At 47.6% G+C, this 23,241-nt stretch carries 23 protein-coding genes and 1 tRNA gene; 19 read left to right on the forward strand and 5 right to left on the reverse strand.

Features of this window, described 5'->3' with window-relative positions; all coding sequences use genetic code 11:
* The first annotated feature begins 45 nt into the window (after window positions 1-45).
* The 3 genes from ACO0K4_RS09735 to ACO0K4_RS09745 all read left to right on the forward strand — a co-directional run bounded on the left by ACO0K4_RS09735 (window position 46) and on the right by ACO0K4_RS09745 (window position 1,958).
* Complete coding sequence (locus tag ACO0K4_RS09735) at window positions 46-675, forward strand: class I SAM-dependent methyltransferase (RefSeq protein ID WP_422956431.1); 630 nt, start codon at window positions 46-48, stop codon at window positions 673-675.
* Between the two features lie 52 nt (window positions 676-727).
* Window positions 728-1,489, forward strand: coding sequence for an alpha/beta hydrolase (locus ACO0K4_RS09740; protein WP_422956432.1), 762 nt, complete (start codon window positions 728-730; stop codon window positions 1,487-1,489).
* A gap of 172 nt (window positions 1,490-1,661) precedes the next feature.
* Window positions 1,662-1,958, forward strand: a complete 297-nt coding sequence (locus ACO0K4_RS09745; protein ID WP_422956433.1) for an SCP2 sterol-binding domain-containing protein — start codon at window positions 1,662-1,664, stop codon at window positions 1,956-1,958.
* Between the two features lie 347 nt (window positions 1,959-2,305).
* Here ACO0K4_RS09745 and ACO0K4_RS09750 read toward each other — a convergent pair whose 3' ends face one another.
* Window positions 2,306-2,644: a hypothetical protein gene (locus tag ACO0K4_RS09750; protein WP_422956434.1), complete on the reverse strand. Its 339-nt coding sequence runs from the start codon at window positions 2,642-2,644 to the stop codon at window positions 2,306-2,308.
* Window positions 2,645-2,904: 260 nt separating this feature from the next.
* On the opposite strand from ACO0K4_RS09750, the gene ACO0K4_RS09755 reads away from it, so the two are divergent.
* Complete coding sequence (locus ACO0K4_RS09755; protein ID WP_422956435.1) at window positions 2,905-3,213, forward strand: 2Fe-2S iron-sulfur cluster-binding protein; 309 nt, start codon at window positions 2,905-2,907, stop codon at window positions 3,211-3,213.
* On the opposite strand, the gene ACO0K4_RS09760 is transcribed toward ACO0K4_RS09755, so the two are convergent.
* The 3 genes from ACO0K4_RS09760 to ACO0K4_RS09770 form a co-directional block, all read right to left on the reverse strand.
* Window positions 3,191-4,216: a CapA family protein gene (locus ACO0K4_RS09760; RefSeq protein WP_422956436.1), complete on the reverse strand. Its 1,026-nt coding sequence runs from the start codon at window positions 4,214-4,216 to the stop codon at window positions 3,191-3,193. The two genes, ACO0K4_RS09755 and ACO0K4_RS09760, sit on opposite strands and share 23 nt — an antisense overlap.
* Window positions 4,213-4,584: a hypothetical protein gene (locus ACO0K4_RS09765; RefSeq protein WP_422956437.1), complete on the reverse strand. Its 372-nt coding sequence runs from the start codon at window positions 4,582-4,584 to the stop codon at window positions 4,213-4,215. The genes ACO0K4_RS09760 and ACO0K4_RS09765 overlap by 4 nt, the downstream gene beginning before the upstream one ends.
* A gap of 204 nt (window positions 4,585-4,788) precedes the next feature.
* Complete coding sequence (locus ACO0K4_RS09770) at window positions 4,789-5,709, reverse strand: LysR family transcriptional regulator (RefSeq protein WP_422956438.1); 921 nt, start codon at window positions 5,707-5,709, stop codon at window positions 4,789-4,791.
* Window positions 5,710-5,803: 94 nt separating this feature from the next.
* Between ACO0K4_RS09770 and ACO0K4_RS09775 the strand changes: the two genes are divergently transcribed.
* The 5 genes from ACO0K4_RS09775 to ACO0K4_RS09795 all read left to right on the forward strand — a co-directional run bounded on the left by ACO0K4_RS09775 (window position 5,804) and on the right by ACO0K4_RS09795 (window position 10,618).
* Window positions 5,804-6,805 carry a sodium-dependent bicarbonate transport family permease gene (locus ACO0K4_RS09775; RefSeq protein WP_422956439.1) on the forward strand — a complete coding sequence of 334 codons (1,002 nt, stop codon included), beginning with the start codon at window positions 5,804-5,806 and terminating at the stop codon, window positions 6,803-6,805.
* 191 nt (window positions 6,806-6,996) lie between these two features.
* On the forward strand, window positions 6,997-7,476 hold the full coding sequence (locus ACO0K4_RS09780) for a thioesterase family protein (RefSeq protein ID WP_422956440.1): 480 nt from the start codon (window positions 6,997-6,999) through the stop codon (window positions 7,474-7,476).
* 87 nt (window positions 7,477-7,563) lie between these two features.
* On the forward strand, window positions 7,564-8,175 hold the full coding sequence (locus ACO0K4_RS09785) for a TetR/AcrR family transcriptional regulator (protein WP_422956441.1): 612 nt from the start codon (window positions 7,564-7,566) through the stop codon (window positions 8,173-8,175).
* A gap of 233 nt (window positions 8,176-8,408) precedes the next feature.
* Entirely contained in the window at window positions 8,409-8,612 is a 204-nt protein-coding gene (locus tag ACO0K4_RS09790; protein WP_262836415.1) for a cold-shock protein, read from the forward strand.
* A 248-nt stretch (window positions 8,613-8,860) separates the two neighbouring features.
* On the forward strand, window positions 8,861-10,618 hold the full coding sequence (locus tag ACO0K4_RS09795; RefSeq protein WP_422956442.1) for a methyl-accepting chemotaxis protein: 1,758 nt from the start codon (window positions 8,861-8,863) through the stop codon (window positions 10,616-10,618).
* A gap of 83 nt (window positions 10,619-10,701) precedes the next feature.
* Here ACO0K4_RS09795 and ACO0K4_RS09800 read toward each other — a convergent pair whose 3' ends face one another.
* Window positions 10,702-11,607, reverse strand: coding sequence for a LysR family transcriptional regulator (locus tag ACO0K4_RS09800; RefSeq protein WP_422956443.1), 906 nt, complete (start codon window positions 11,605-11,607; stop codon window positions 10,702-10,704).
* A gap of 232 nt (window positions 11,608-11,839) precedes the next feature.
* Here ACO0K4_RS09800 and ACO0K4_RS09805 point away from each other — a divergent pair, with 232 nt between their 5' ends.
* The 10 genes from ACO0K4_RS09805 (at window position 11,840) to kdpB (ending at window position 23,229) form a co-directional block, all read left to right on the forward strand.
* Window positions 11,840-12,523: a haloacid dehalogenase type II gene (locus ACO0K4_RS09805; RefSeq protein WP_422956444.1), complete on the forward strand. Its 684-nt coding sequence runs from the start codon at window positions 11,840-11,842 to the stop codon at window positions 12,521-12,523.
* Between the two features lie 41 nt (window positions 12,524-12,564).
* Window positions 12,565-14,151 carry a malate synthase A gene (gene aceB, locus ACO0K4_RS09810; RefSeq protein ID WP_422956445.1) on the forward strand — a complete coding sequence of 529 codons (1,587 nt, stop codon included), beginning with the start codon at window positions 12,565-12,567 and terminating at the stop codon, window positions 14,149-14,151.
* A gap of 285 nt (window positions 14,152-14,436) precedes the next feature.
* Window positions 14,437-15,126, forward strand: a complete 690-nt coding sequence (gene aqpZ, locus ACO0K4_RS09815; protein WP_422956446.1) for an aquaporin Z — start codon at window positions 14,437-14,439, stop codon at window positions 15,124-15,126.
* A 369-nt stretch (window positions 15,127-15,495) separates the two neighbouring features.
* Window positions 15,496-16,062, forward strand: a complete 567-nt coding sequence (locus tag ACO0K4_RS09820) for a DUF1415 domain-containing protein (protein WP_422956447.1) — start codon at window positions 15,496-15,498, stop codon at window positions 16,060-16,062.
* A 625-nt stretch (window positions 16,063-16,687) separates the two neighbouring features.
* Entirely contained in the window at window positions 16,688-17,938 is a 1,251-nt protein-coding gene (locus ACO0K4_RS09825) for an aspartate kinase (protein ID WP_422956448.1), read from the forward strand.
* A 100-nt stretch (window positions 17,939-18,038) separates the two neighbouring features.
* Window positions 18,039-18,132: transfer RNA gene (locus ACO0K4_RS09830), tRNA-Ser, on the forward strand.
* Between the two features lie 131 nt (window positions 18,133-18,263).
* Window positions 18,264-18,773, forward strand: coding sequence for a GNAT family N-acetyltransferase (locus tag ACO0K4_RS09835; RefSeq protein WP_422956449.1), 510 nt, complete (start codon window positions 18,264-18,266; stop codon window positions 18,771-18,773).
* Window positions 18,774-19,160: 387 nt separating this feature from the next.
* Window positions 19,161-19,250 (forward strand): K(+)-transporting ATPase subunit F, encoded by a 90-nt coding sequence (gene kdpF / locus ACO0K4_RS09840; protein ID WP_322118514.1) that lies wholly within the window; start codon window positions 19,161-19,163, stop codon window positions 19,248-19,250.
* Entirely contained in the window at window positions 19,250-21,058 is a 1,809-nt protein-coding gene (kdpA, locus tag ACO0K4_RS09845; protein WP_422956450.1) for a potassium-transporting ATPase subunit KdpA, read from the forward strand. Before kdpF ends, kdpA begins: the two co-directional genes overlap by 1 nt.
* A 20-nt stretch (window positions 21,059-21,078) precedes the next feature.
* Window positions 21,079-23,229: a potassium-transporting ATPase subunit KdpB gene (kdpB, locus tag ACO0K4_RS09850; protein WP_422956451.1), complete on the forward strand. Its 2,151-nt coding sequence runs from the start codon at window positions 21,079-21,081 to the stop codon at window positions 23,227-23,229.
* Window positions 23,230-23,241 lie beyond the last annotated feature (12 nt).

Genomic DNA, 23,241 nt, shown 5'->3' on the forward strand with positions numbered 1-23,241 from the left:
ACGCGGTAAATCAACCTTACCGTGATAGTGAAAAGAAAGAACCCTATGCGCGACTACTACGCTCAACGAGCAAAGACCTACGACAGTATTTATGCCAAACCAGAACGCCAGGAAGACCTGGAAGAATTAAGCGAACGGATCAGTGAAGTTCTGGCGGGCCACACTGTGTTGGAAATCGCCTGTGGCACCGGATACTGGACGGAACGTTTTGCAGAAAGCGCACAGTCGGTTTTAGCCACTGACATCAATCAAATTATGCTGGATATGGCGCTTGCCAAGCCGATCACGCCTGGCAAAGTGCGCTTTGCGATTGCCGATGCGTTTGATCTGCCTAAGGGCGATTACAGCGCTTGTTTTGGTGGCTTCTGGTGGTCGCATGTCAAAAAAGAAGAGCAGGCTGACTTTCTCAAAAAGCTTCAGTCACGCGTCGGCAAAGACTGTGTGCTGGTATTGATCGACAATAATTATGTCGAAGGCAGCAGTCTGCCAGTTGCCCGGACAGACAGCGAGGGCAATACCTATCAGCAGCGCCTGCAGGAAGACGGCACGCGTGTCGATATTGTGAAAAATTTCCCCACCGATAGTTTTATGCGTAAAAAATTCGCTGCCTTCGCACGCGATATCCGCATACATAGAACCGACCATTTCTGGATGCTGACTTGCGTGTTGCGCTGATGTTTCTGAGTGTCGATATACGATTGGGGTAACTATTTAGAGGAAATGTCGGATGCGTATCTTCACCTTTGTGGTCTCTATTCTTGCCTTGGCATATTTTTTATTGTGTGCAGGCATCTTTTTTTATCAACGTTCATTAATTTATTACCCTCAGCAAGGTGTTAAAAGCGTAGCAGAAAATACAATCTGGACACGTTCCGGTGAAGCAAATATCCACATCGCCGTTCGAAAGCATGAGGGGAATGATGCGATTATTTATTTTGGTGGTAATGCTGAAGATGTCGTACTTAGTTTGCCCGATTTTTCAGAGATTTATAAAGATCGAGCGATTTATTTGATGCATTACCGAGGTTATGGAGGAAGCACCGGGGCGCCAAGCGAAGACGTTCTGCATAAAGATGCACTTACGTTATTTGATCAGATTTATAAAAAACATACCAATGTAATTGTGATAGGACGCAGTTTGGGGACAGGGGTTGCTGTTCGGCTCGCAAGTCAGCGGCCAGTGTCTCGATTAATTTTGATAACTCCGTACGATAGCCTCGAAAGCGTTGCTGCATCACAGTTTCCCTACTTGCCAGTGCATTGGCTTTTAAAGGATCGGTTTGACTCTGGAGTTTTGGTGCCGAAATTGAAGATGCCGACTTTAATTCTGATGGCTGAATTAGATGAAGTCATCCCTAAGTCAAGTACCGAGCAGCTTTATAGCCGTTTTTCTAAAGGAGTCGCATCAATAAAAACAATACAAGGTGCGAGTCACAATACTATTTCAGCTAATGATAATTATAGTAAGGCTCTAAAAGAATTTCGGTAATTTCAATCATCGGTGATTCTTCATTCAATTACTGATTGGCCGTCATAAATAAAATTTTGCTTTTATTTCTTGAGTTGCACTTAGCGGATTCCCTCTAAATTCTGGATAACAGCGATACGGCATGATAAATTGCGCGTGGTTTTTATTATTCGATGATAACGGGAGATGATTCATGGATTTACAAGAATGCACAGCAGCAATACGCGCTAAGGTTGGTGAGGATAGTGGTCTCAACGCATTATTGAAATTTGATTGCGGTAGCGATGGCGTGGTATTCGTCAATGCACTCGAAGTGCCGAATACGGTGAGCAATGACAATCTGGACGCCGGTTGTACGGTTACTCTAGCATTGGCCGATCTGAGTGCTCTCTTGTCCGGCGAGTTGAATCCGGTGAATGGCTTTATGATGGGCAAGCTCAAGGTTGCCGGTGACATGAGTGTGGCAATGCGCTTGCAAAAAGTCGTCTGAGCTAGAGTCGGGGTCAGAGTCAGTCTGATTGAGGACTTCTGATTTGTAACGTTCCCAAAAGGGAATTTCTAAAAAACCTTTAATCGATATGTAATGGCGCCGCTTATTCCTGCCTTTCCTCAGTGCCTCAGTATCTCTGTGGTGAGAGGTCTTGGTTTTTGTGTCCGTCGTGTCGATATTATTTTTCAATTTCGCGATTTTTAGAAATTCCCAAAACAAAACACGCAGTATTGATGCGCCTTCCAGCATGAAAGTGGCTGAAGTTCCTCATGAATGCTGCGTGTTTGTTTTTAGTCGTTCTATTTTGAGATTTATTTTTAAAAATCAGGTTCAGTGAGTCCAGGTACTCACACTAAGGACACGGCACCCAAGGCCAGTGCTGAGCTGCCATCGGGATACAGGGCGTCGTAGCAGCGGGTGCAGCAGTCGCAAAACAGGTGCGCACGTTTGACGTGCCGGAACCGTAGAATTAATTGCAGCGGAACGCCACTGCAATGCGGACAGATTTCACGCATTTTTCCAGATGACTGCGCATCCTCAGACAGATATCCTCGCTCTAGCATGACGCCATCAATCACGTCTCTGGGATCAAGTTCGATAAGAGTGAACTGCGGCGCTCTGGTGCCACGGCGTTCGCTATAGGCTAAGTCATTTTCATAGTGGCTTGATGATGTTGCACTGATCATTTTTTACTCCTGTGCCAACGAGATTGTGAATCCACTGCTAAGCTATTACCTTAGCAAATGATTCTGATGGGACTTTTAATCTAGTCAAAACTTTGGCATAACTCAAGCCCGGTAACAATAAGTCTGCGACAGATCAAAATTACTGATGCGTGTTTGCATTTGCTGCGGTGCGATATTGGTATGTCATTGACGTAATCAGTTGACGATTGCGGCCAGCGCTGGGTCAGCTTCAGAGTGAAAATGAAGAGTGAAAAAATGAGATGGATAAAGCAGACGTAGTTTTTCAGGTGACTTTAGTCAGACAGGGCTGGTCGTTCCCGGCGACGGCTGATGTAACCGTGCTGCAGGCGGCACAACTGGCAGGCTTTCAACTGCCGGCGTCGTGCCGGAACGGTACGTGCAGAACCTGCTTGTGTCAGATGGAGAGCGGTGCGGTTGACTATACCGTCGATTGGCCAGGTTTATCTTTTGATGAAAAAGCCGAGGGGGCGATTTTGCCCTGTGTGGCACAGGCCCGCTCGGATCTGTTGCTCGATCTGCCTTTTGTTACGGACGAACGCATTGCCTGACCTGGTTGCTCTGCTTGTCCCAGCAGGCGCTGGCTGCGTTAGCTACCGGATGAGGGATGCCGTCGTCGTCAATTTTTGCTACTACCGTATCCCAGGCTTGTACGCCTTGACGGTTCACGTGCAGACGGATGACCCAACCCTTGGTCTGCGCGTCATTATCCAGCGCATCAATCATAAAATTGCCTATGCTATAGATGATGGGCTTGCCTTGATAGTGTTCGATATCCTGGATGACATGCGGATGGCCACCGATCACGGCATCAGCACCGGCATCAATCATGATGCGCGCCAGGCTACGTTGCCTTTCGCCCGCACTAAGTTCATTTTCCCAACCCCAGTGCATGAACGGAATGACGAGGTCTGCTTTGTACACGCTGCGAGCCTGGCGAATATCGTCAGCGACTTGTTCGTTTTCGCTCCAGGCGATACCTGCGGCATGCACATCGGCTTCAAAACTTCGCGGCATGAATTCGTTATAGGCGAGCAGGGCGATGCGCAGTCCTTTGCGTTCAATGATGAGTGGCGTGTGGGCATCGCGTAAATTTTTGCCGCCACCAAAGTACGGCATCTTTTGCTGATCAAGTAAGCTCAGCATCTCAGTAAATGCGTCACGGCCAAAATCGCCGGAATGGTTATTCGCGATCCCGACGGCATCGAAATGGCGTTTGAGAATAGCCAGGGTACGAGGGTGCGCGCGGAAGGTGAAATTCTTATCTGCGGCGTCACCGCTCGTTGCCACTACACATTCGAGATTGCCGATGCGTATGTCGGCATCTTTCAGAATCGCGGCGAATGCGGCAAAGGGATCTTTGCCTTGTTCGATAACCTGACCCGGTTTGCCATCCAGGACGATATCTCCTGCGAATAAAATACTGACGGTGTCCTCTTTGTTTGCCGGGATCGTGGCTGTCCGGTCGGCTGCGGTAGCTGGCAGAGTGGTAGATAAGCATGCGCACAGGCAGGCGCACAGGGTTGCTAGTGTCATCGAGATTCTGCGCATCATGGCTGTACCTCTTGCAAGGTGCAGAAATACTGTAACTCTCTTTCCACGTCGCCCGCGTATAGTGAGTTTTTTGGCGTCAACTGAACGGGAATTGTTGAAAGCGTAAAAGGCGGATAGTAAGTCGCCTGATGGATAGGCATATCTTTATGGCGTGTCTGAAAGTAGGCGTACAGCTTGATGTAATCGATGGGTTTTTCTTTACCAATTATCACGGCTTTAAATAAAAAACGACCGCCAATATCTACTGGCTCAATGGCATACGGATCTATGGTCGGCGCGGTATCGATGATTTGTGTACTGCCGGCATAAGTGACATGGCAGCGTAACAGCGGTTTGGCATGGGCGTTGCCGGTACTTAATATCGTCATTGTGAGAGCTGTTACAGCGAATAAGACTGCTTGCGCTGAACTGAACTGCGTACAAATAAGTAAAAAAGTCTTTTTCTTGCGATTACCTTTATTACTTGTATTTACGGGTGCTGGCTGCGTCATTATTGTGATCGATTAGAGTAAGGGTGAGTGCGCTCAATACCCCGAGTGATGCGGGTAGTTTATCGGGGTACTTGTTTGAGATTATTCGCTTGGCAAGGCGTTGGCTAGCTTATAGTTTTTTGTGTAGCTCGTCATGTGTTGCAAAAAAACTGTTGCAATCGGTGATAGCCGCTTGCCACGCGGATGGATAACCCACCAGTTTGAATGAATCGGAAAATGCTTCACCGTGAGTATTGTCAGGCCTTCTTGCTCTGGATGCCTTGTTAAGGCGTGAGTGGAAATAACTGCCAGACCCAGTCCGCCGGCAACGGATTGCTTAATGGCCTCATTGCTTCCTAATTCAAGGCGCACCTTAGGATGAAATTCAAGCTGAGCAAAGTGGGCGTCGCAGGCCAGACGGGTGCCTGATCCTGACTCTCTCAGGATAAATAATTCCTCAGATAAGTCCTTTAAATGGAGTGATTTTCTTTTTGCGAGGTGATGCGTAACAGGCGCGATGAGCACCAGCGGATTTTGCAGAAAAGCATGCTGTACCAGATCAATGTCGCCGGGCGGCATCGACATGATGTAGAGATCGTCGGCATTTTGCCGCAATCGTTGCACCACACCGTCCCTGTTCAATACTTCAAACGCAATATCAATATCAGGAAACTGCTGGCAAAAATCTCCCAGGATACGCGGAACAAAATATTTAGCCGTGCTTGCGACGGCTACGCGTAATCGTCCTTTGGTATGGCCAAGCAGTCCAGCAATGGTTTGCTCAAAATTACTCCACTCTTGTTCCATATTACGTGCCGTTTCGACTAGAGCTTCACCGGCCTCAGTCAGATGCAGGCGCTTGCCTATCTGTTCGTAGAGCGGTAAGCCGATCGCATCTGATAGCTCTTTCATTTGCATCGACACAGTTGGCTGCGTGATATGACAGGCTCGGGCGGCCGCGGTGATGCTGCCATGCTCGGCAATGGCGAGAAAGACTTTGAGTTGTCTGAAGCTTGCATGCATAGATATTTATCGATGGTAAGTATTGTTATTATTGATTTTACTTGATGATTGACCGGAATTTACAATTCGCCTCAAATCATTTTTTGAGGACGATATGCAAAATTTTTTAGACCCTGCGATTTTATTTTTTGTGTTTGGCCTGCTGGCGGGACTGGTGAAGTCCAATCTGGAGATTCCGCCACCGATTTCCCGGTTTTTATCTTTGTATTTGTTGATGGCCCTGGGTTTGAAGGGTGGTTTTGCTTTGGCAGGATCGGGCTTTAATGCCAGTGTTGCCACCAGTCTTGCTTGCGCTGTCTTGCTGGCGATCTTGATTCCGGTCATGGGGTATCAGGTCTTACGGCGATTCCTATCAGGATTTGACGCTGCGGCAATTGCGGCGACTTATGGCTCTGTGAGCGCGGTCACGTTCATCACCACGACACAATTTTTGGAGAGCCATCAGATTGCCTATGGTGGCCATATGGCTGCAGCGATGGCGCTGATGGAGTCGCCGGCCATCGTCATCGCGGTACTACTGGCGAATCGCGTGCGACATTCTTTATCTGTACAAAGTAATTCACTGGCGTCGAATCAGCAAGCGCGGATAGCTGGTTCCCAAGTCTCTCTCGGCAAACTGCTGCATGAATCCGTGACTGACGGCGCGCAAATGCTCTTGATGGGCGCTCTGGTCATCGGTATGTTGACTGGGGAGTCGGGTAAAGCTGTGATGCATGTGTTTTCCGTCGATTTATTTAAAGGCATGCTGGCTTTCTTTTTACTCGATATGGGCTTGCTGGCGGCGCGTAATATCAGTGCGTTGAAGACCAGTTCAATCGGCTTGCTGATCTATGCCGTCGTTGCACCAGTGCTGCATGCAGGCATTGCCTTGTTGCTGAGCGTTTTGTGCGGACTTAATCCGGGAGATGCTTGTCTGTTGATGTTGCTGGCTGCCAGTGCGTCGTATATCGCCGTACCAGCCGCATTGCGTATCGCGATTCCGGAGGCGAATCCTTCGCTGTATATCGGGCTGTCACTGGGGGTGACGTTCCCGGTGAATATTTTGGTTGGAATTCCGCTGTATTCACATATCGCCCAGCGTGTTTTGGCTCATTGAGGCTGGCTTAATTGGATATCAAGTACTTATATTGATGATGTTGTTATATCGGATCGGTCCTGCTTGTGCGATAGCTTGACGGTTTAGTAACCGGGTAAAGAACTTTACAAAGCAACTGCTTGCTTTGTAAAATGAGCGTGACTATTGAGCGCACTTTTCAGAGTTTTAATCTATTACACACTCTCTCCGCTATGACACAACACATCATCGATAATCCGGAATTTCAGTACATGCTGCGCATGGTTATGGAAGAGAAAATTCCGTTTTGCCAGCTATTAGGGATCAAACTTGGCGAATGTGATCCTGAGAATCCGATGATTCATTTTGATATGCGCGAGGAGTTGTTAGGCAATTTTGCACAGGGTATGTTGCACGGTGGCGTAATTGCCTCAGTGCTGGACAGTGTTGCGGGTTTCGCCATCCTGTTGAAAATGGCGAAGCAGAGTCCCAAAGACGATCCGCTCTCGCAATTGAAAGAGTTCGGGAACATGAGCACCATTGATCTGCGAATTGACTACTTGCAGCCAGGTAAGGGCAAGCGCTTTACCGCGACTGCGGAAGTCACTCGATTAGGTAAACGAGTAGCGAATGTCCTAATGGATTTGCGCAATGAGCAAGGCGAACGTATTGCGACTGGTGCCGCGGCGTTCATGTTGCACGGGCGAGCATAAAAGTAGACGTTCGTGCGTATTGATGCGCGGCACCTATAATTCTTACTCTTTTATATGGTAGCCCATCAACTGAACTACTGAATCACTATGGCTAAACATCGTCCGCTTGCAACTGTCCTTGACGAGGAGGGGAATCGTCGCGCTGATCTGGTGCGGGTGTCGGCGCGACTTTTTCGTGAGAAGGGTTACGACGCGACGACCGTACGCGATATCGCCAGTGCTGTCGGTATGCGCTCCGGCAGCCCTTTTTATCACTTCAAGAGTAAGCAAGAGATACTCGCCGCAGTAATGGAGGAGGGATTGGTTGCCGGTCTTGATGAGGCCGAAGGCATAGTCGCCAGCGAACTTCCGGCCTTGGATAGATTTAGAAAACTATTACGCGCGCATCTTGAGACTGTCTTGGGAGAGGGACATGATTTTATCCCCGTGTTGCTATACGACTGGCATGCACTGAGTCCTGATTTGCAAGAAAAAATTATCGATCTCAAGGATCGCTATGACCGGCTTTGGCAAACCGCAATTTCAGAATTAAAACAGGCCGGCCTGGTCCGGTCTGACAGCAAGATTGTCCGTTTGTTACTGCTAGGCGCAATCAATTACAGCGTGCAATGGTATAAGCCGGGCAAGGGGCTCGACCTCGATCAGTTGGCGGAACAGATAGTCGATTTTTTCCTGACAGGTGAGGCTGCGTCGCAATAGCTGAGACAGCTACATAAGACAGCTAAGTAATCTTAGTAAAAGTAGTGATTTGAGCGCATAAAATGAGACGAAATACACAAGATTTCTTTTTATTTTACTTTGTAAGGGATTTATGCGTATAATCGAACAATCGTTGAGATTCTAGGTGGTAGTGCAGTATCAGTCTGTCATTTCTTCTTGGTTGAAACGATCTATCGGGCATTTGCCCACATTAACTGAAATAGGAAATAGTAATGGCAACAGGTATTGTTAAGTGGTTCAATGATTCTAAAGGTTTTGGTTTCATTACTCCAGATGAAGGCGGCGAAGATTTGTTTGCTCACTTCTCTGCAATCGTATCCTCCGGCTTCAAATCTTTGAAAGAAAACCAACGCGTTTCTTTCGACGTAACAACTGGCCCAAAAGGCAAACAAGCTTCTAACATTCAAGCGATCTAATTTTCATATTGAGACGCAGAATGCGACTTGTTTAAGTTGCTAAGTAAAAATCCCCGACATGTCGGGGATTTTTTTTGTCTCAATTTTTGTGCTCATCTGGTTTCGAATGCGATTGAATCCGTATATGATGGAAAAGTCAGTGATAGAGATGATAATTAAAGTTGTATGCCTTTAATTAGCGTTTTACACTGCGCTTTTTATATATTTTCCTATGCAAATCACTCAGTACTAATAATGAGGGACACAACATGTTCAATTTGACGATTAAATCTCGATTGATAGGTGCGATGGGATTCATGGCGATCATGCTGGTAATTGGCGCATTCATGGGTATTTATGGTGTGAGCAACAGTAATGCAGTGATTCAGGAAATATTTACTAATCAATTGCCATCTGTGGAAAATTTGGGGCAATCGAGAGTGCTCCTTCTTCGTTCCAGAACAGCAATCGACAGAGTTATTGCTCATCCTGACGCGCCTGATGCAGCAGAAACGATCAAAAGGTCGGAGGACTTCCTGGCAAAATCCGACGAGCTTTGGAAAAAATATCTGGCACTACCTCAGGATGTGGATGAGAAGAAAATATCAGATATAGTTGCTGTCGCTCGTGATAAATATATCAAAGACGCGCATAGCCTCATGGTTGCTGCAATAAAGAGCGGGAATAAGGACGAGGCAGATAGAATTAATATGTCGGTAGTGCCGCCTCTGTTTTCTTCTTACTCGGACAAAATGAGTGAGCTAAGTGATTATCAATTTAAATCGGCATCTCTCGCATTAAATAAAAGTAATGATGAGTTCAAAACATTTGTCTGGATAGATATCTTTGGCATAGTTGCGGGCCTGTCAGCGGTATTTGCTTCAGCTTTTTTCTTATTACGTGCGATTTCGAATCCGCTGAAAGCGGTGCTCCATCAGTTTGAATCTATCGGCAATGGCGATCTGACGAATCAGATCAGGCCCAAGTCCAATGATGAAATGGGAAAATTATTGGCAGGCCTGGAAAATATGCGCCAAAGCTTGGTGCAGACGGTCACTGTAGTTAGGCAGGGTAGCTCGTCAATCGCAATTTCCTCTGATGAAATTGCGACGGGTAATATGGATCTGTCCTCCCGTACTGAACAGCAAGCCGCCAGTCTTGAAGAGACAGCGTCTTCGATGGAGGAGTTAACATCGACAGTACAGCAAAATGCCGATAATGCACGGCAAGCTAACACGCTGGCGGTTGCTGCCTCGGAAGTCGCAACACGGGGTGGGCAAGTGGTTGGCGATGTTGTTCACACCATGTCATCGATTAAAGAAAGCTCTAAAAAAATTGTCGATATTATTGCCGTCATTGATGGCATCGCGTTCCAGACGAATATTCTGGCACTGAATGCTGCAGTAGAGGCCGCACGTGCAGGTGAGCAAGGGCGCGGCTTTGCAGTTGTTGCATCGGAAGTACGTAATCTCGCGCAACGCTCTGCCAGTGCTGCAAAAGAAATCAAAACCTTGATCGGTGATTCCGTCGACAAGGTTGAGGTTGGTACACGATTGGTCGACGATGCCGGTAAAACGATGGATGAAATCGTTACCTCGATTCAAAGTGTGGCGGACATCATGGCTGAAATTACCGCTGCAAGCGCCGAGCAAAGCGATGGTATTTCGCAGGTTAATCAAGCGATTACCAAAATGGATGAAGCGACCCAGCAAAATGCTGCATTAGTAGAGCAGGCTGCCGCAGCTGCCGGTAGCATGCAAGATCAGGCACGTCAGTTAAATCAGGCTGTCAGTATCTTTAAAGTGACGGCTAGTGACACAGGTTCCCATGCCGGAAATAAGGCGCCAGCGATGCAGGCGATTTCATCTCCTAAGCCAGCCAGCAAGACGATCAAGAAAACTGGAGCTAAACCAGCGGTTAAATCTATTAGCAATAAACCCGCGTCAACCTCATCCTCAGCGACCTCCGCAGCCTCAGCCAAAAAAGCCACGGGCGGTGCATCTGAAGATGACTGGGAAGAGTTCTGATTTTTTTCAAGCCCGACAAAAAAGCGATGAATTCATTCATCGCTTTTTTTATATACCCACGATTTTCTATGGTTTTCTGCGGATCAGGATTTATGCCAGTAGTTCGGTTTGCTATAGGCGTGACGTAAAAAATCAACGAAGGCACGTATCCTCAGCGGCAGGTGGCGGCGCTGTGCAAAAATCGCATAAATATCGTTACCTGGCGCAGTAAAGTCATCAAGCACCGTCACCAGTTTGCCTGATTCGATTTCTGTACCGACTTCCCACATGGATCGCCATGCCAGGCCTTTGCCTGCGATTGCCCAGTCATGCAAGACCTCGCCGTCATTGCAGACCATATTGCCCTCGACTTTGAGGATGACATTTTTGCCGTTCTGGCGAAAAGTCCAGCCGCGCTGACTGCCATCACTGCTAAATGCCAGACAATTGTGATTGCTTAATTCATCCAGCGTAACAGGTGCGCCATAACGTTTGATATAAGCGGGAGAGGCAACGACGACACGCTTGTTATCCGCCAGTTTGACCCCGATCAGATTAGAATCCGTCAGCGAAGCAATACGAATAGCGACATCAACGCCTTCGCCAATGAGGTCCACGACACGGTCGTTTAAGCTGAGCGTAAGTTTGACATCCCTATGTTCGCTCAGAAACGATGGTACAAGTGGTGCTACGTGTTGCCGGCCAAATCCCGCAGGTGCCGAAATGGTTAACTGACCGCTGGCGCGTGCGCTGCGTTCCGATACCGAAGTTTCCGCTTCTTCCAGCTCGGCGAGAATGCGCTGACAGTCTTCCAGAAACGCGGCACCTTCGTTAGTGAGCGCGATTTTGCGCGTGGTTCTTTGCAATAATTTCACGCTTAAGCGTTCTTCCAGTGCATCGAGACGACGGCCTATCATGGCGGGAGCAACGCCTTCAGCGCGAGCCGCAGCAGACAGGCTTCCTCTGGCAGCAACCTCGGCAAAAGTAGAAATTTGTTTGAATTGGTCCATGTCGTTGTCGTGAGTAAAAACAAGAAAAACAGCGCTACATTTGACAAATATAGATGATTTTAGTGAGATATGCGATTCATCTTTAACTAAAACGCAAAGATAAAATGATAAAACATCGTATTTATAATAATTTTTACTGAATATACTGCGTATCACTAGATTAATGTTTCTTTTATCGATAGCAGAATTTTTAATTTTCTAAAAAAATCCTCACATTTTGATTGTTTCGTTCATGTCCATTCAGGCAATTGCTTTTGATGCTTACGGTACGCTGTTTGATGTGTACTCGATAAGTGAGCTGGGAGAAAAATTTTTCCCGGGTAATGGCATTGCGCTTGCTGCGTTATGGCGTGATAAGCAAATTGAATACACACGCTTACGCACCATGTGCAGCATGTACAAACCGTTTTGGGAAGTCACTCAGGATGCACTGATCTATTCTTGCAACTGGCTGGGATTGCCATTGAGTCTGGATGCACAAAATGCCTTGATGGGACAATATGCGCGCTTGCAGGCGTTTCCGGAAAATCTCTCTGTGCTGAGGCTATTGCGCGATCAGGGATTGAAGCTGGCAATCCTCTCGAACGGCAACCAGCATATGTTGCAATCCGCGGTGGATGCCGCTGATATGCAAGGTCTTTTTCATCATCTGTTGTCGGTTGATACGGTAAAAAAATTCAAGACGGCACCCGAGGCTTATCAGATGGCACCAGATATGTTTGGCTTACCCGCCAGGAATATTTTATTTGTGTCGAGTAATTGCTGGGATGCGTGTTGCGCTACCTGGTTTGGCTACACCACCTTTTGGGTGAACAGGAATGATGCGCCATTGGAGGAGTTAGGTGTGGCACCTCATGGTCAGGGTAAATCTCTTACCGATGTCATACCGTTTTTAAGTACACAGGATTCGTTTTAAGATTGGTTTTTGTATTTTTTATTTTCATATTGGAGAATCTCATGACACACATCACTTTGCCGGCAGGTATGCAAATTACTGGCGAAATTAAACCAGGCTTTGAACAAATTCTGACTCCGGAAGCGCTCGAATTGGTCGCTAAATTAAGTCGCGCTTTTGAGCCTCGTCGTCAGGAGTTGCTGGCGGCGCGCGTGGCCCGTGCAGCACGTCTGGACGCAGGAGAGTTACCGGATTTTTTGCCAGAGACGAAACACATACGCGAAGGTGATTGGAAAATCTCGCCAATCCCAAAAGCGCTGGAATGTCGTCGTGTCGAGATCACAGGTCCGGTAGAGCGCAAGATGGTGATCAATGCGCTGAATTCGGGTGCAGACAGTTACATGACTGACTTCGAAGATTCCAATACGCCAAACTGGGATAATCAATTGACCGGCCAATTGAACATGCGCGATGCAGTTCGCCGCACAATCAGCCTGGAACAAAATGGTAAAAGCTATAAACTGAACGATACCATCGCCACTCTGGTCGTGCGTCCGCGCGGCTGGCATCTCGATGAAAAACATGTATTAGTTGACGGTAAGCGCATCTCTGGCGGTATTTTCGATTTCGCCCTGTTCTTATTCCATAACGCCAAAGAACAACTGGCACGCGGTGCCGGTCCTTATTTCTATTTGCCTAAGATGGAGTCACATCTGGAGGCACGCTTGTGGAACGACATCTTCGTCATGGCGCAAAATGAAATCGGTTTACCACAAGGTACTGTCAAAGCAACCGTGCTGATCGAAACAATAGTCGCAGCTTTTGAAATGGATGAGATTCTTTATGAATTGCGTGAACATAGTTCAGGCTTGAATGCTGGTCGCTGGGATTATATTTTCTCTTGCATCAAAAAGTTTAAGAACGATAAAGACTTCTGTCTGGCTGACCGCGCCAAAGTGACGATGACTGCACCGTTCATGCGTTCGTATGCCCTGCTATTGTTGAAAACCTGCCACAAGCGCAATGCACCGGCAATCGGTGGTATGGCAGCCTTGATTCCGATTAAAAACGATCCTGAGAAAAATGAAATCGCCATGGGTGGCGTACGCAATGACAAAGCCCGTGACGCCACCGATGGTTACGATGGCGGCTGGGTTGCTCATCCAGGCTTGGTTGAGCTGGCGATGACAGAGTTCAAAAAAGTATTGGGCGATGCACCGAATCAAATCAGCAAACAACGTCCTGATATCGACGTCACGGCAAAAGATTTGCTGAACTTCCAGCCAGAAACACCGATCACCGAAGCCGGCCTGCGTTACAACATCAACGTTGGCATTCATTATCTGGGTGCCTGGTTAGCGGGTAACGGTTGCGTACCGATTCACAATTTGATGGAAGACGCTGCGACTGCTGAAATCAGTCGCTCACAGGTCTGGCAGTGGATACGTTCCAGCAAAGGTTTGCTGGAAGATGGAACTAAAATCACTGCGGACTTAGTGCGCTCCATGATTCCTCAGGAGCTGGCCAAAGTAAAAGAACTGGTCGGTACCGGAGCGACATATGATCGCGCTGCGGTGATTTTTGAAGAGATGTCGACTTCGGATTCCTTTGCTGAGTTCCTGACTTTGCCTTTATACGAAGAAATCTAATCCATCAGCAGCGTCGTGCCTGTCAGCCAATCAGTCAGACAGGTATCAGCTTGATAAAAAGCGATCTGCGGATCGCTTTTTTTACGTGTGAATATATCGCGGCCTGAATTGCGATGAGTTTCTGGGCAGGGGAATTTTATAAAGATGTTTAAATCAACGAATGTCAATTGCGATACTCACATAGTTTAACAATATGGCAATAGTTATTTGTTATATTAATGCGCATCGATACGACCGTATCGTAAAAATGAATAAATCCTTTTTTACAGGAAAGTGAGTGAGCAAATGAAACAATACGGCGCTGAATTTTTTGGAACTTTTTGGCTAGTCCTGGGTGGCTGCGGCAGTGCAGTACTGGCAGCGGCTTTTCCCGGAGTCGGGATAGGATTGCATGGCGTTTCGCTCGCATTCGGTTTGACCGTGCTGACCATGGCGTATGCGATAGGACATATTTCCGGTTGCCATCTGAATCCTGCGGTATCCATCGGTTTGTGGGTTGGCGGACGTTTTCCGGCAAATAAATTGTTGCCCTACATCGTGGCACAAGTCTTGGGCGGCGTTGTGGCGGGCGGTGTGTTGTTCCTGATCGCCAGTGGCAAACCTGGCTTTGATGTGGCAGCAGGTTTCGCTTCGAATGGTTTTGCTGAACATTCTCCCGGCGGTTATTCTTTGCAGGCGGCATGGCTGACTGAAGCAGTGATGACGATGTTTTTCCTGGTGATTATTCTTGGCTCTACCGATGCACGGGCACCGAAGGGCTTCGCGCCGATTGCGATTGGTCTGGGGCTGACTCTGATTCATCTGATCAGTATTCCGGTCACGAATACATCAGTTAATCCGGCTCGTAGTACCGGCGTCGCTCTGTATGTGGGTGGCTGGGCCGTGCAGCAATTATGGTTATTCTGGGTTGCACCGATTGCGGGTGCGGTGATCGGTGCATTCACTTATAAAATGATTGCCGGCGACGGTAAATAAATTGGGTGTAGCCACGTCTGGATAATCGCCTCTGAAGCGAGTTTCGTGTTATTTCCATGCTACTTCAACGCTATTTCAATGCTATTTCAACGTCATTAAGACGGGGTTGAGATAATTAGCGTCAGCCGATTCCTGAGGACGTAAGAACAGCGGAAGATTTATTTTTGCCGCGCTGCGGTAGCAAATAATTGCATGCTATTCTTGCGTCTTCTTTTATTCGGGACTTACGCAAAGCACTAATTGAATTACCCCCTGAATTACCACCTCTCTCCGTGTTATTTGCGCTATTCGTACTGTCTTTGTACGGTCTTCACCGGAGTATCTAGGTAATATCACGTTGCGTAAGCCCCCATCATTGCTTAATATTTTATGCCCGCTACTTTCATTACTGCAAACGACGCAATTGCCGCTACCGAACTCTGGCTGGAAAAAGCGGTAATCGGGCTGAACTTGTGTCCATTTGCTAAAGCTGTTCAGGTCAAGCAACAGATTCGATTCACTTTCAGTGAGGCGAAAACGCCTGACGATCTCTTGCAGGATGTCGTCAAAGAATTGGAACTGTTAGCGGAAGCTAATCCGGAGAAAATCGAAACCAGTATTTTGATCCATCCCTATGTATTGACGGATTTTCTGGACTATAACGATTTTCTCGATGTTGCTGACGCTGCCCTACAAGAGCTGGATCTTGATGGCATCTTGCAGATAGCCAGCTTTCACCCGGATTATCAATTCGCAGGAACCGACCCTGACGATATCGATAACTTCACCAACCGCTCCCCTTATCCTTGTCTGCATCTGCTGCGTGAAGAGAGCATCGACAGAGCGGTCGCGGCGTTTCCCGATGCTGACATGATTTACGAAAAGAACATACAAACCATGCGTGACCTGGGTCTGGACGGATGGCGAAAATTGTTTCCGTCAACGCGTAAAAAATAGAAGCCAGAGCGGATACAAAATGGCGTCAGAAAAAATTGCTGATGCCAGTGCTGCTGGCTGTGATGAGAAGATGACATGTCATCTTATTTCGTGTAACCGAGGCAGTTTAGGGTAAGTGCTTCAGTCACTCATAGGCAGATGAAACGGCGCGTAGATTTTTTTCGGCATTGATATAAAAATGAAGGAAACTTGCAATCATTTTTTTATATCCTTATGCAAATAAGTAATTTACTCACTTTCATTTGCTTTTATTTTAAACACGCCCGTGCTTAATTCTGAAGGCTTCGTTTTTTCATATACTGAGTAGGGGTATATAATATTTTTCTATAAAACACCCGATATATACTCGGACTTGATGGTTCGTCTTAATATACTCCCCTTGTTTTTAAAATTTTCTCGATTAAGTGCGAGATGGCGATTTTCGCTTAATTCGCTAGTGATGCCATCAAGCTGACAATTTCATAAGCAAACTGTTCAGATTTTTGTCGGCGATTTCGCAATGACAGATTTTTTCATCTGATGACTGCTTAAAAAATGGGCAGTGTTGACTTGTTATTTTGCGTAGCAGCATGTAGAGTAAAGGGTTGATTTTCCGCATTTTTTACCCTTTAGGTTTTCTACAGCTATGGCTCTAATCGTCCACAAATACGGCGGCACTTCGATGGGTTCAACTGAACGTATCAAGAACGTCGCCAAGCGCGTTGCCAAATGGCATGATGCAGGTCACCAGATCGTTGTGGTGCCGTCTGCGATGTCTGGCGAAACTAATCGCATTATCGGTCTGGCCAAAGAAATTATGGCGCAGCCTGATCCTCGCGAACTTGACATGATTGCATCCACTGGTGAGCAGGTATCTGTTGGTTTGCTATCGATGGCATTGCAGGCAATCGGCAAGCAGGCCGTGTCTTATGCCGGCTGGCAGGTTGCGATCAAAACGGATTCGGCACACACCAAAGCCCGGATCGCATCGATTGACGATACAAAAGTTCGCGCTGATCTGGATGCCGGCAAGATCGTGATCATTACAGGTTTTCAAGGAGTCGATGATCTGGGCAATATTACGACGCTGGGTCGTGGCGGCTCTGATACGTCGGCGGTCGCTGTTGCTGCTGCTCTGAAGGCGCAAGAGTGCCTGATTTATACCGACGTTGACGGTGTTTATACGACGGATCCGCGCGTGGTATCTGATGCCCGCCGCCTGAATACCGTTACGTTTGAAGAAATGCTGGAAATGGCATCGCTGGGATCTAAAGTCTTGCAGATCCGTTCCGTCGAATTTGCCGGTAACTATCGCATGCCTACGCGTGTTTTGTCTTCGTTGACAGATCCACTAATTCCGCTGGAAGAAGAAATGAATTCCGGCACCCTGATTTCGTTTGAGGAAGATACACATATGGAACAAGCCACCATCACAGGCATCGCGTTTAACCGTGATGAAGCAAAGATCACCGTTTTTGGCGTACCAGACAAGCCAGGCATTGCTTATCAAATTCTCGGTCCGATCGCTGATGCGAATATCGAAGTGGATATGATTATCCAGAATCAATCGGTCGAAGGTAAGACAGACTTTACCTTTACCGCACCACGCGGTGAATACACGAAAGCCATGGACGTGCTGGAAGGTAGCGTCAAAGCACACATTGGTGCAGGCAGCATCATTGGCGATCCAAAAGTCTCCAAAGTCTCTGTCGTCGGTGTCGGGATGCGTAGTCATGTTGGTATCGCCTCGCAAATGTTCCGTACCTTGTCGGAAGAGGGTATCAATATCCAGATGATTTCGACTTCAGAAATCAAAATCTCTGTGCTGATTGATGAGAAATACATGGAATTGGCGGTACGTTCTTTGCATAAAGCATTCGGACTGGAATCTGCCTGAGAAAATTAACAGATTGTTCTGGCTTGGTTGTTGACCAATTCCAAACAAGCAGCTATTATCTCGGTCTTGATTGCGATTGAGTAATTAGTCGCAAACATGTGGAGGCGTGGCCGAGTGGCCGAAGGCACTTCCCTGCTAAGGAAGCATATGGGCTTAAACCTGTATCGTGAGTTCGAATCTCACCGCCTCCGCCAAAGAATATGTGCTCGCTTAACGAAAGTTAAGCGGGCATTTTCTTTTCTTGATCCGGTCATGACTGGAAAATGATGAGTTCTCTTTTGATTGGCGATACACTCTGGGTCTTACTTGTTACCTGCATAAAATAATGACTATTCTTGTCGCCATGACCGCCGATTTCTTTTCACGCTACCTCGCGCAGGCTATTGGTGGTTATGCTGCGCAGAATGTGGAATCCGGTCGTAGTGCTCCCGAGGAGGCGATGGCGCAATCTGAGCTTGAACATCATCGCCTGTTGCCGCAAGGTCAGGCTACTCCAGATCACTATTTTTTTGAAATTCGAGACGATGGTTGTGATAGTAACGATCGTAGCGGCAACGTCACGGTAGGTACTTTGTGGGTGGCCGTGATCGATAAGGGTGGTGTGCGCAGCGCCTATATTTACAATATCGAAATTGATCCGGCCTACAGGCGACAAGGACATGCGAAGCGGGCATTTGTCGCACTGGAGTCTTTTGTCGGTACGCTTGGCTTATCTACCATCGGTCTGCATGTCTTTGCTTTCAACCGCGGCGCGCAAGCTCTTTATGAATCTCTCGGGTACGCTGTCACCGGTCTGAATATGCAGAAAAAAATTCAGACCTTCAGATCATCCTAAGAACTGATTTAGATTCGCTGATGTAGATTACCTCATGTAGATTAACTGACGTAGATTCACCAATGTATCTTCGTCACGCCCATATCCCCCAGAGCTGACTTCGCATAAGTTCAGCTCTTCATTGCGACTACTTCACTGGTTGCCCACACTCCCATCTGATTTTCCTTATTTGTATTGATTCGGTTTTTTTACATCTTGTTTACACCGCGTCCGTCAGTCTTTACAAAATCTTTAGACCCTTCTGGCTATCCTCTCTCTCGTTAAAACAAACTTTCTGAGGATTGTGATGGCGGATTTCATGGATCTGTTTTTTGTTGCAGGAATCATAGGATTCTTCCTGCTGGTATTGGCGTTTACGCATGTTTGTCATGTGTTGGGAGAAACGAAATGAGTATGTTCACTATTTTAGGTGCAGTCGTAGCTGCTGCTTTATTGGTGTATCTGGTGATCGCATTGTTGAAAGCAGAGGAACTGTGATGACGACTCAGGCGATTGTCTTATTGCTGACATTTTTAGCAATATTATTGGTGTTGTCTTATCCGCTGGGGAGCTTCATTGCCAAGCTTGCAGGTAATGGACGTGTACCGGGTTTTGGCTGGTTATCTGGTGTAGAAAAAGTTTTGTATCGTGCCGCTGGCGTTGATCCTGAGCAGGGTATGGGTTGGAAAGCCTACGCGATTGCTTTGCTGGTGTTCAACACGCTTGGCGCCTTGGCGGTGTACTTGCTGCAGCGTGTACAGCAATGGCTGCCGTTGAATCCGCAAGGCTTTGCCAATATTAGTCCTGATTCCGCATTTAATACTGCGGTGAGTTTCGTCAGTAACACCAACTGGCAAGGTTACTCGGGCGAATCTGCCATGAGTTATCTGACACAGATGCTGGTTTTGGTAGGGCAAAACTTCTTCTCCGCAGCGACTGGTATTGCAGTTGTCTTCGCTCTGATTCGCGGGTTTTCACATCACTCAGTAAAAGCGATCGGCAATTTTTGGGTCGATATTACCCGCACGACCTTGTACTTGTTGTTGCCATTGTCGGTGATCTTTGCCGTGTTCCTGATGGGGCAGGGCGTAATCCAAAATTTTGATGGTTACAAAGAGGCGACTTTGCTTGATCCAGTCACTTATAGTCAGCCTAAAGTCGGTGCTGATGGCCAACCTTTAAAAGATGCGCAAGGTGCGCCAGTGATGGAAACCTTGACGACTAAAACCCAAACGATTGCGATGGGTCCAGTGGCATCGCAAGAGTCCATCAAAATGATTGGTACGAATGGCGGCGGCTTTTTCAATGCTAACTCTGCTCATCCTTATGAGAACCCAAACTACCTGACCAACTTCGCACAGATGCTGAGTATTTTCCTGATTCCTGCGGCACTGTGTTTTGCCTTTGGTCGCATGGTCGGTGATATTCGCCAAGGCTGGGCAGTGCTGGGTGCCATGACGATTTTGTTTGTCGTGATGACGATCGGTGTATTAATGGCAGAACAGCAAATCCATCCGCTGATGCAAGCCTTAAATGTCGATCAAGTGACGAGTGTGCTGCAATCCGGCGGCAATATGGAGGGTAAAGAAACCCGCTTCGGTATCAGTGCTTCTGCCTTGTTTGCTGCGATCACGACAGCGGCATCTTGCGGTGCTGTGAATGCCATGCACGATTCTTTAATGCCGCTCGGTGGCCTGGTACCCATCGTGCTGATGCAGTTTGGCGAAGTGGTATTCGGCGGTGTCGGTTCTGGTTTATACGGCATGCTAATTTTCGCGATCCTGGCAGTGTTTATTGCTGGCTTGATGATAGGTCGCACACCAGAATATCTGGGTAAAAAAATCCAGTCCTACGAAATGAAAATGACGGCGATTGTGATCCTGGTTACGCCAGCATTGGTCTTGGTCGGTACTGCGATTGCAGTCATGGCTGATGCAGGTAAAGCGGGTATTGCTAATCCGGGGGCGCATGGTTTCTCTGAGATTTTGTACGCATTTACCTCTGCTGCAAATAACAACGGTAGTGCATTTGCTGGATTGTCTGCGAACACACCGTTCTACAACATCATGCTGGCGATTGCGATGTGGTTTGGTCGTTTTGCGATGATCGTACCTATCTTGGCTATCGCAGGTTCTCTGGCCTCTAAAAAACGTTTGGAAGTGAACGCAGGCACCATGCCAACTCATGGCTGGATGTTTATCTCGTTGCTGGTTGGTACGGTGGTGTTGATTAGCGTCTTGAATTATGTTCCAGCATTGGCGCTTGGACCGGTCGTCGAACATTTGCAATTGTTCGCTGCTCATTAAGCTCACTAAGGAAGAAATTCATGTCTAGCGTTAATTCTCAAAATACAAATAAAGCTGTCGCTGATCAAGGTGATGCCTCCGCGGAAAAACTGCGCAGCGCAAAATCACTCAGCATGATGGATAGCACGCTGATGTTGCCAGCGATTGTGGATGCCTTTAAAAAGCTGAACCCAGCGACGCAATTGCGTAGCCCGGTGATGTTTGTGGTGTATGTCGGCAGTATCCTGACTACGCTGTTATGGCTGCAAGCCTTGTTTGGCAAGGGTGAGGCCAGCGCTGGGTTTATCCTGGCGATATCAGTTTGGCTCTGGTTCACGGTCTTGTTCGCTAACTTTGCCGAAGCATTGGCAGAAGGTCGCAGCAAAGCACAAGCCGCATCCTTGCGCGCTTTAAAGCAAACAGTGATTGCCAAAAAACTGGCAGTGCCAAAGCACGGCACAAGCTGGTTGCCAGCCAATGCCAGCGACTTGCGTAAAGGCGATGTCTTGCTGGTAGAAACCGGTGATGTCATTCCCATCGATGGTGAAGTAGTCGAAGGTGTAGCAACTGTGGACGAAAGCGCGATCACCGGTGAATCTGCACCTGTGATCCGCGAATCTGGTGGCGATTTCTCTGCAGTTACCGGCGGTACTCGTGTGTTGTCAGACTGGTTGGTCATGCGTGTAACGTCGAATCCTGGCGAAGCATTTATTGATCGGATGATCGCCATGGTAGAAGGTGCAAAACGTCAAAAAACACCGAATGAAATCGCATTGACGATTTTGCTGGTCGCACTGACGATTATCTTCTTACTAGTTACGGTCACTCTATTACCATACTCTTTGTACAGTGTAGAAGCTGCAAAATTAGCAGGCATTGCATCTAGCCCAATCTCTATCACGGTCTTGATTGCTTTGTTAGTGTGCCTGATCCCGACCACGATTGGTGGCTTGTTGTCCGCTATTGGTGTTGCCGGTATGAGTCGCATGATGCAAGCCAATGTCATTGCCACATCCGGTCGTGCAGTTGAAGCGGCTGGTGACGTTGATGTCTTGATGCTGGATAAGACCGGTACGATTACTTTAGGTAATCGTCAAGCGTCAGAGTTTTTCCCTGCACCTGGCGTCATCTTGGCGCAATTGGGTGACGCAGCACAACTCGCTTCATTAGCGGATGAAACACCCGAAGGTCGCAGTATCGTTGTCTTAGCAAAGCAAAAGTGCAATTTGCGTGAACGTGAAATGGCGAGCCTGAACGCGCAGTTTATTGAATTCACTGCGCAAACTCGTATGAGCGGTGTCGACATTGGTACTCGTGTCATTCGTAAAGGTGCGGCTGATTCAGTGAAGAAATTTGTTGAAAGCTTAGGCCGTCCTTTCCCCGCCGAAGTCAGCAAAACAGTGGACGATATTTCTCGTCGCGGTAGTACGCCACTGGTGGTGGTGGACGATGGCAAAGTCATGGGTGCGATTGAGTTAAAAGATATCGTCAAAGGTGGTATCAAGGAGCGTTTTGCTGAGCTGCGCCGCATGGGTATCAAAACCATCATGATCACCGGTGACAACAAGTTGACCGCTGCTGCGATCGCAGCAGAAGCGGGTGTGGATGACTTTTTGGCAGAAGCAACACCAGAAGATAAGCTGAAATTGATCCGCAGCTATCAGTCAGAAGGCCGTCTGGTTGCGATGACGGGCGACGGTACCAACGACGCGCCAGCACTGGCACAAGCAGACGTCGCCGTTGCCATGAATTCCGGTACGCAAGCCGCGAAAGAAGCGGGCAACATGGTCGATCTGGATTCTAATCCGACCAAGTTGTTAGAGATCGTAGAAATCGGTAAACAAATGCTGATGACACGCGGCTCTTTAACGACCTTCTCGATTGCGAATGACGTAGCGAAATATTTTGCGATCATTCCTGCCGCTTTCGTCGCCACCTATCCACAGTTGAAGGCCCTGGACGTGATGCATTTGTCCAGCCCGGCTTCGGCAATTATGTCAGCCGTGATTTTTAATGCGCTGATCATTGTGTTCCTGATCCCGCTGGCACTCAAAGGTGTGAAGTATCGTGCGATTGGTGCAGCGCGTCTGTTACGTCGTAATCTGTTGATCTATGGTCTGGGTGGCATCGTGTTGCCGTTCGCAGGCATCAAGTTGATCGATATGATTCTTGCTCTGTTTAATTTAGTGTAATCAAGGAGTGAA

Origin of the sequence: Undibacterium sp. RuTC16W (assembly GCF_049339445.1) — a bacterium.
GTDB lineage: Bacteria > Pseudomonadota > Gammaproteobacteria > Burkholderiales > Burkholderiaceae_D > Undibacterium.

Coding starts and splice junctions, on each gene's coding strand:
- ACO0K4_RS09765 (WP_422956437.1), bottom strand. CDS start 4,584: ATGACGATATTAAGTACCGGCAACGCCCATGCCAAACCGCTGTTACGC.
- ACO0K4_RS09820 (WP_422956447.1), top strand. CDS start 15,496: ATGCCCGCTACTTTCATTACTGCAAACGACGCAATTGCCGCTACCGAA.
- ACO0K4_RS09735 (WP_422956431.1), top strand. CDS start 46: ATGCGCGACTACTACGCTCAACGAGCAAAGACCTACGACAGTATTTAT.
- aqpZ (WP_422956446.1), top strand. CDS start 14,437: ATGAAACAATACGGCGCTGAATTTTTTGGAACTTTTTGGCTAGTCCTG.
- kdpF (WP_322118514.1), top strand. CDS start 19,161: ATGAGTATGTTCACTATTTTAGGTGCAGTCGTAGCTGCTGCTTTATTG.
- ACO0K4_RS09790 (WP_262836415.1), top strand. CDS start 8,409: ATGGCAACAGGTATTGTTAAGTGGTTCAATGATTCTAAAGGTTTTGGT.
- ACO0K4_RS09780 (WP_422956440.1), top strand. CDS start 6,997: ATGACACAACACATCATCGATAATCCGGAATTTCAGTACATGCTGCGC.
- ACO0K4_RS09805 (WP_422956444.1), top strand. CDS start 11,840: ATGTCCATTCAGGCAATTGCTTTTGATGCTTACGGTACGCTGTTTGAT.
- ACO0K4_RS09800 (WP_422956443.1), bottom strand. CDS start 11,607: ATGGACCAATTCAAACAAATTTCTACTTTTGCCGAGGTTGCTGCCAGA.
- ACO0K4_RS09775 (WP_422956439.1), top strand. CDS start 5,804: ATGCAAAATTTTTTAGACCCTGCGATTTTATTTTTTGTGTTTGGCCTG.
- ACO0K4_RS09750 (WP_422956434.1), bottom strand. CDS start 2,644: ATGATCAGTGCAACATCATCAAGCCACTATGAAAATGACTTAGCCTAT.
- ACO0K4_RS09795 (WP_422956442.1), top strand. CDS start 8,861: ATGTTCAATTTGACGATTAAATCTCGATTGATAGGTGCGATGGGATTC.
- kdpA (WP_422956450.1), top strand. CDS start 19,250: ATGACGACTCAGGCGATTGTCTTATTGCTGACATTTTTAGCAATATTA.
- kdpB (WP_422956451.1), top strand. CDS start 21,079: ATGTCTAGCGTTAATTCTCAAAATACAAATAAAGCTGTCGCTGATCAA.
- ACO0K4_RS09835 (WP_422956449.1), top strand. CDS start 18,264: ATGACTATTCTTGTCGCCATGACCGCCGATTTCTTTTCACGCTACCTC.
- aceB (WP_422956445.1), top strand. CDS start 12,565: ATGACACACATCACTTTGCCGGCAGGTATGCAAATTACTGGCGAAATT.
- ACO0K4_RS09825 (WP_422956448.1), top strand. CDS start 16,688: ATGGCTCTAATCGTCCACAAATACGGCGGCACTTCGATGGGTTCAACT.
- ACO0K4_RS09755 (WP_422956435.1), top strand. CDS start 2,905: ATGGATAAAGCAGACGTAGTTTTTCAGGTGACTTTAGTCAGACAGGGC.
- ACO0K4_RS09785 (WP_422956441.1), top strand. CDS start 7,564: ATGGCTAAACATCGTCCGCTTGCAACTGTCCTTGACGAGGAGGGGAAT.
- ACO0K4_RS09745 (WP_422956433.1), top strand. CDS start 1,662: ATGGATTTACAAGAATGCACAGCAGCAATACGCGCTAAGGTTGGTGAG.
- ACO0K4_RS09740 (WP_422956432.1), top strand. CDS start 728: ATGCGTATCTTCACCTTTGTGGTCTCTATTCTTGCCTTGGCATATTTT.
- ACO0K4_RS09770 (WP_422956438.1), bottom strand. CDS start 5,709: ATGCATGCAAGCTTCAGACAACTCAAAGTCTTTCTCGCCATTGCCGAG.
- ACO0K4_RS09760 (WP_422956436.1), bottom strand. CDS start 4,216: ATGATGCGCAGAATCTCGATGACACTAGCAACCCTGTGCGCCTGCCTG.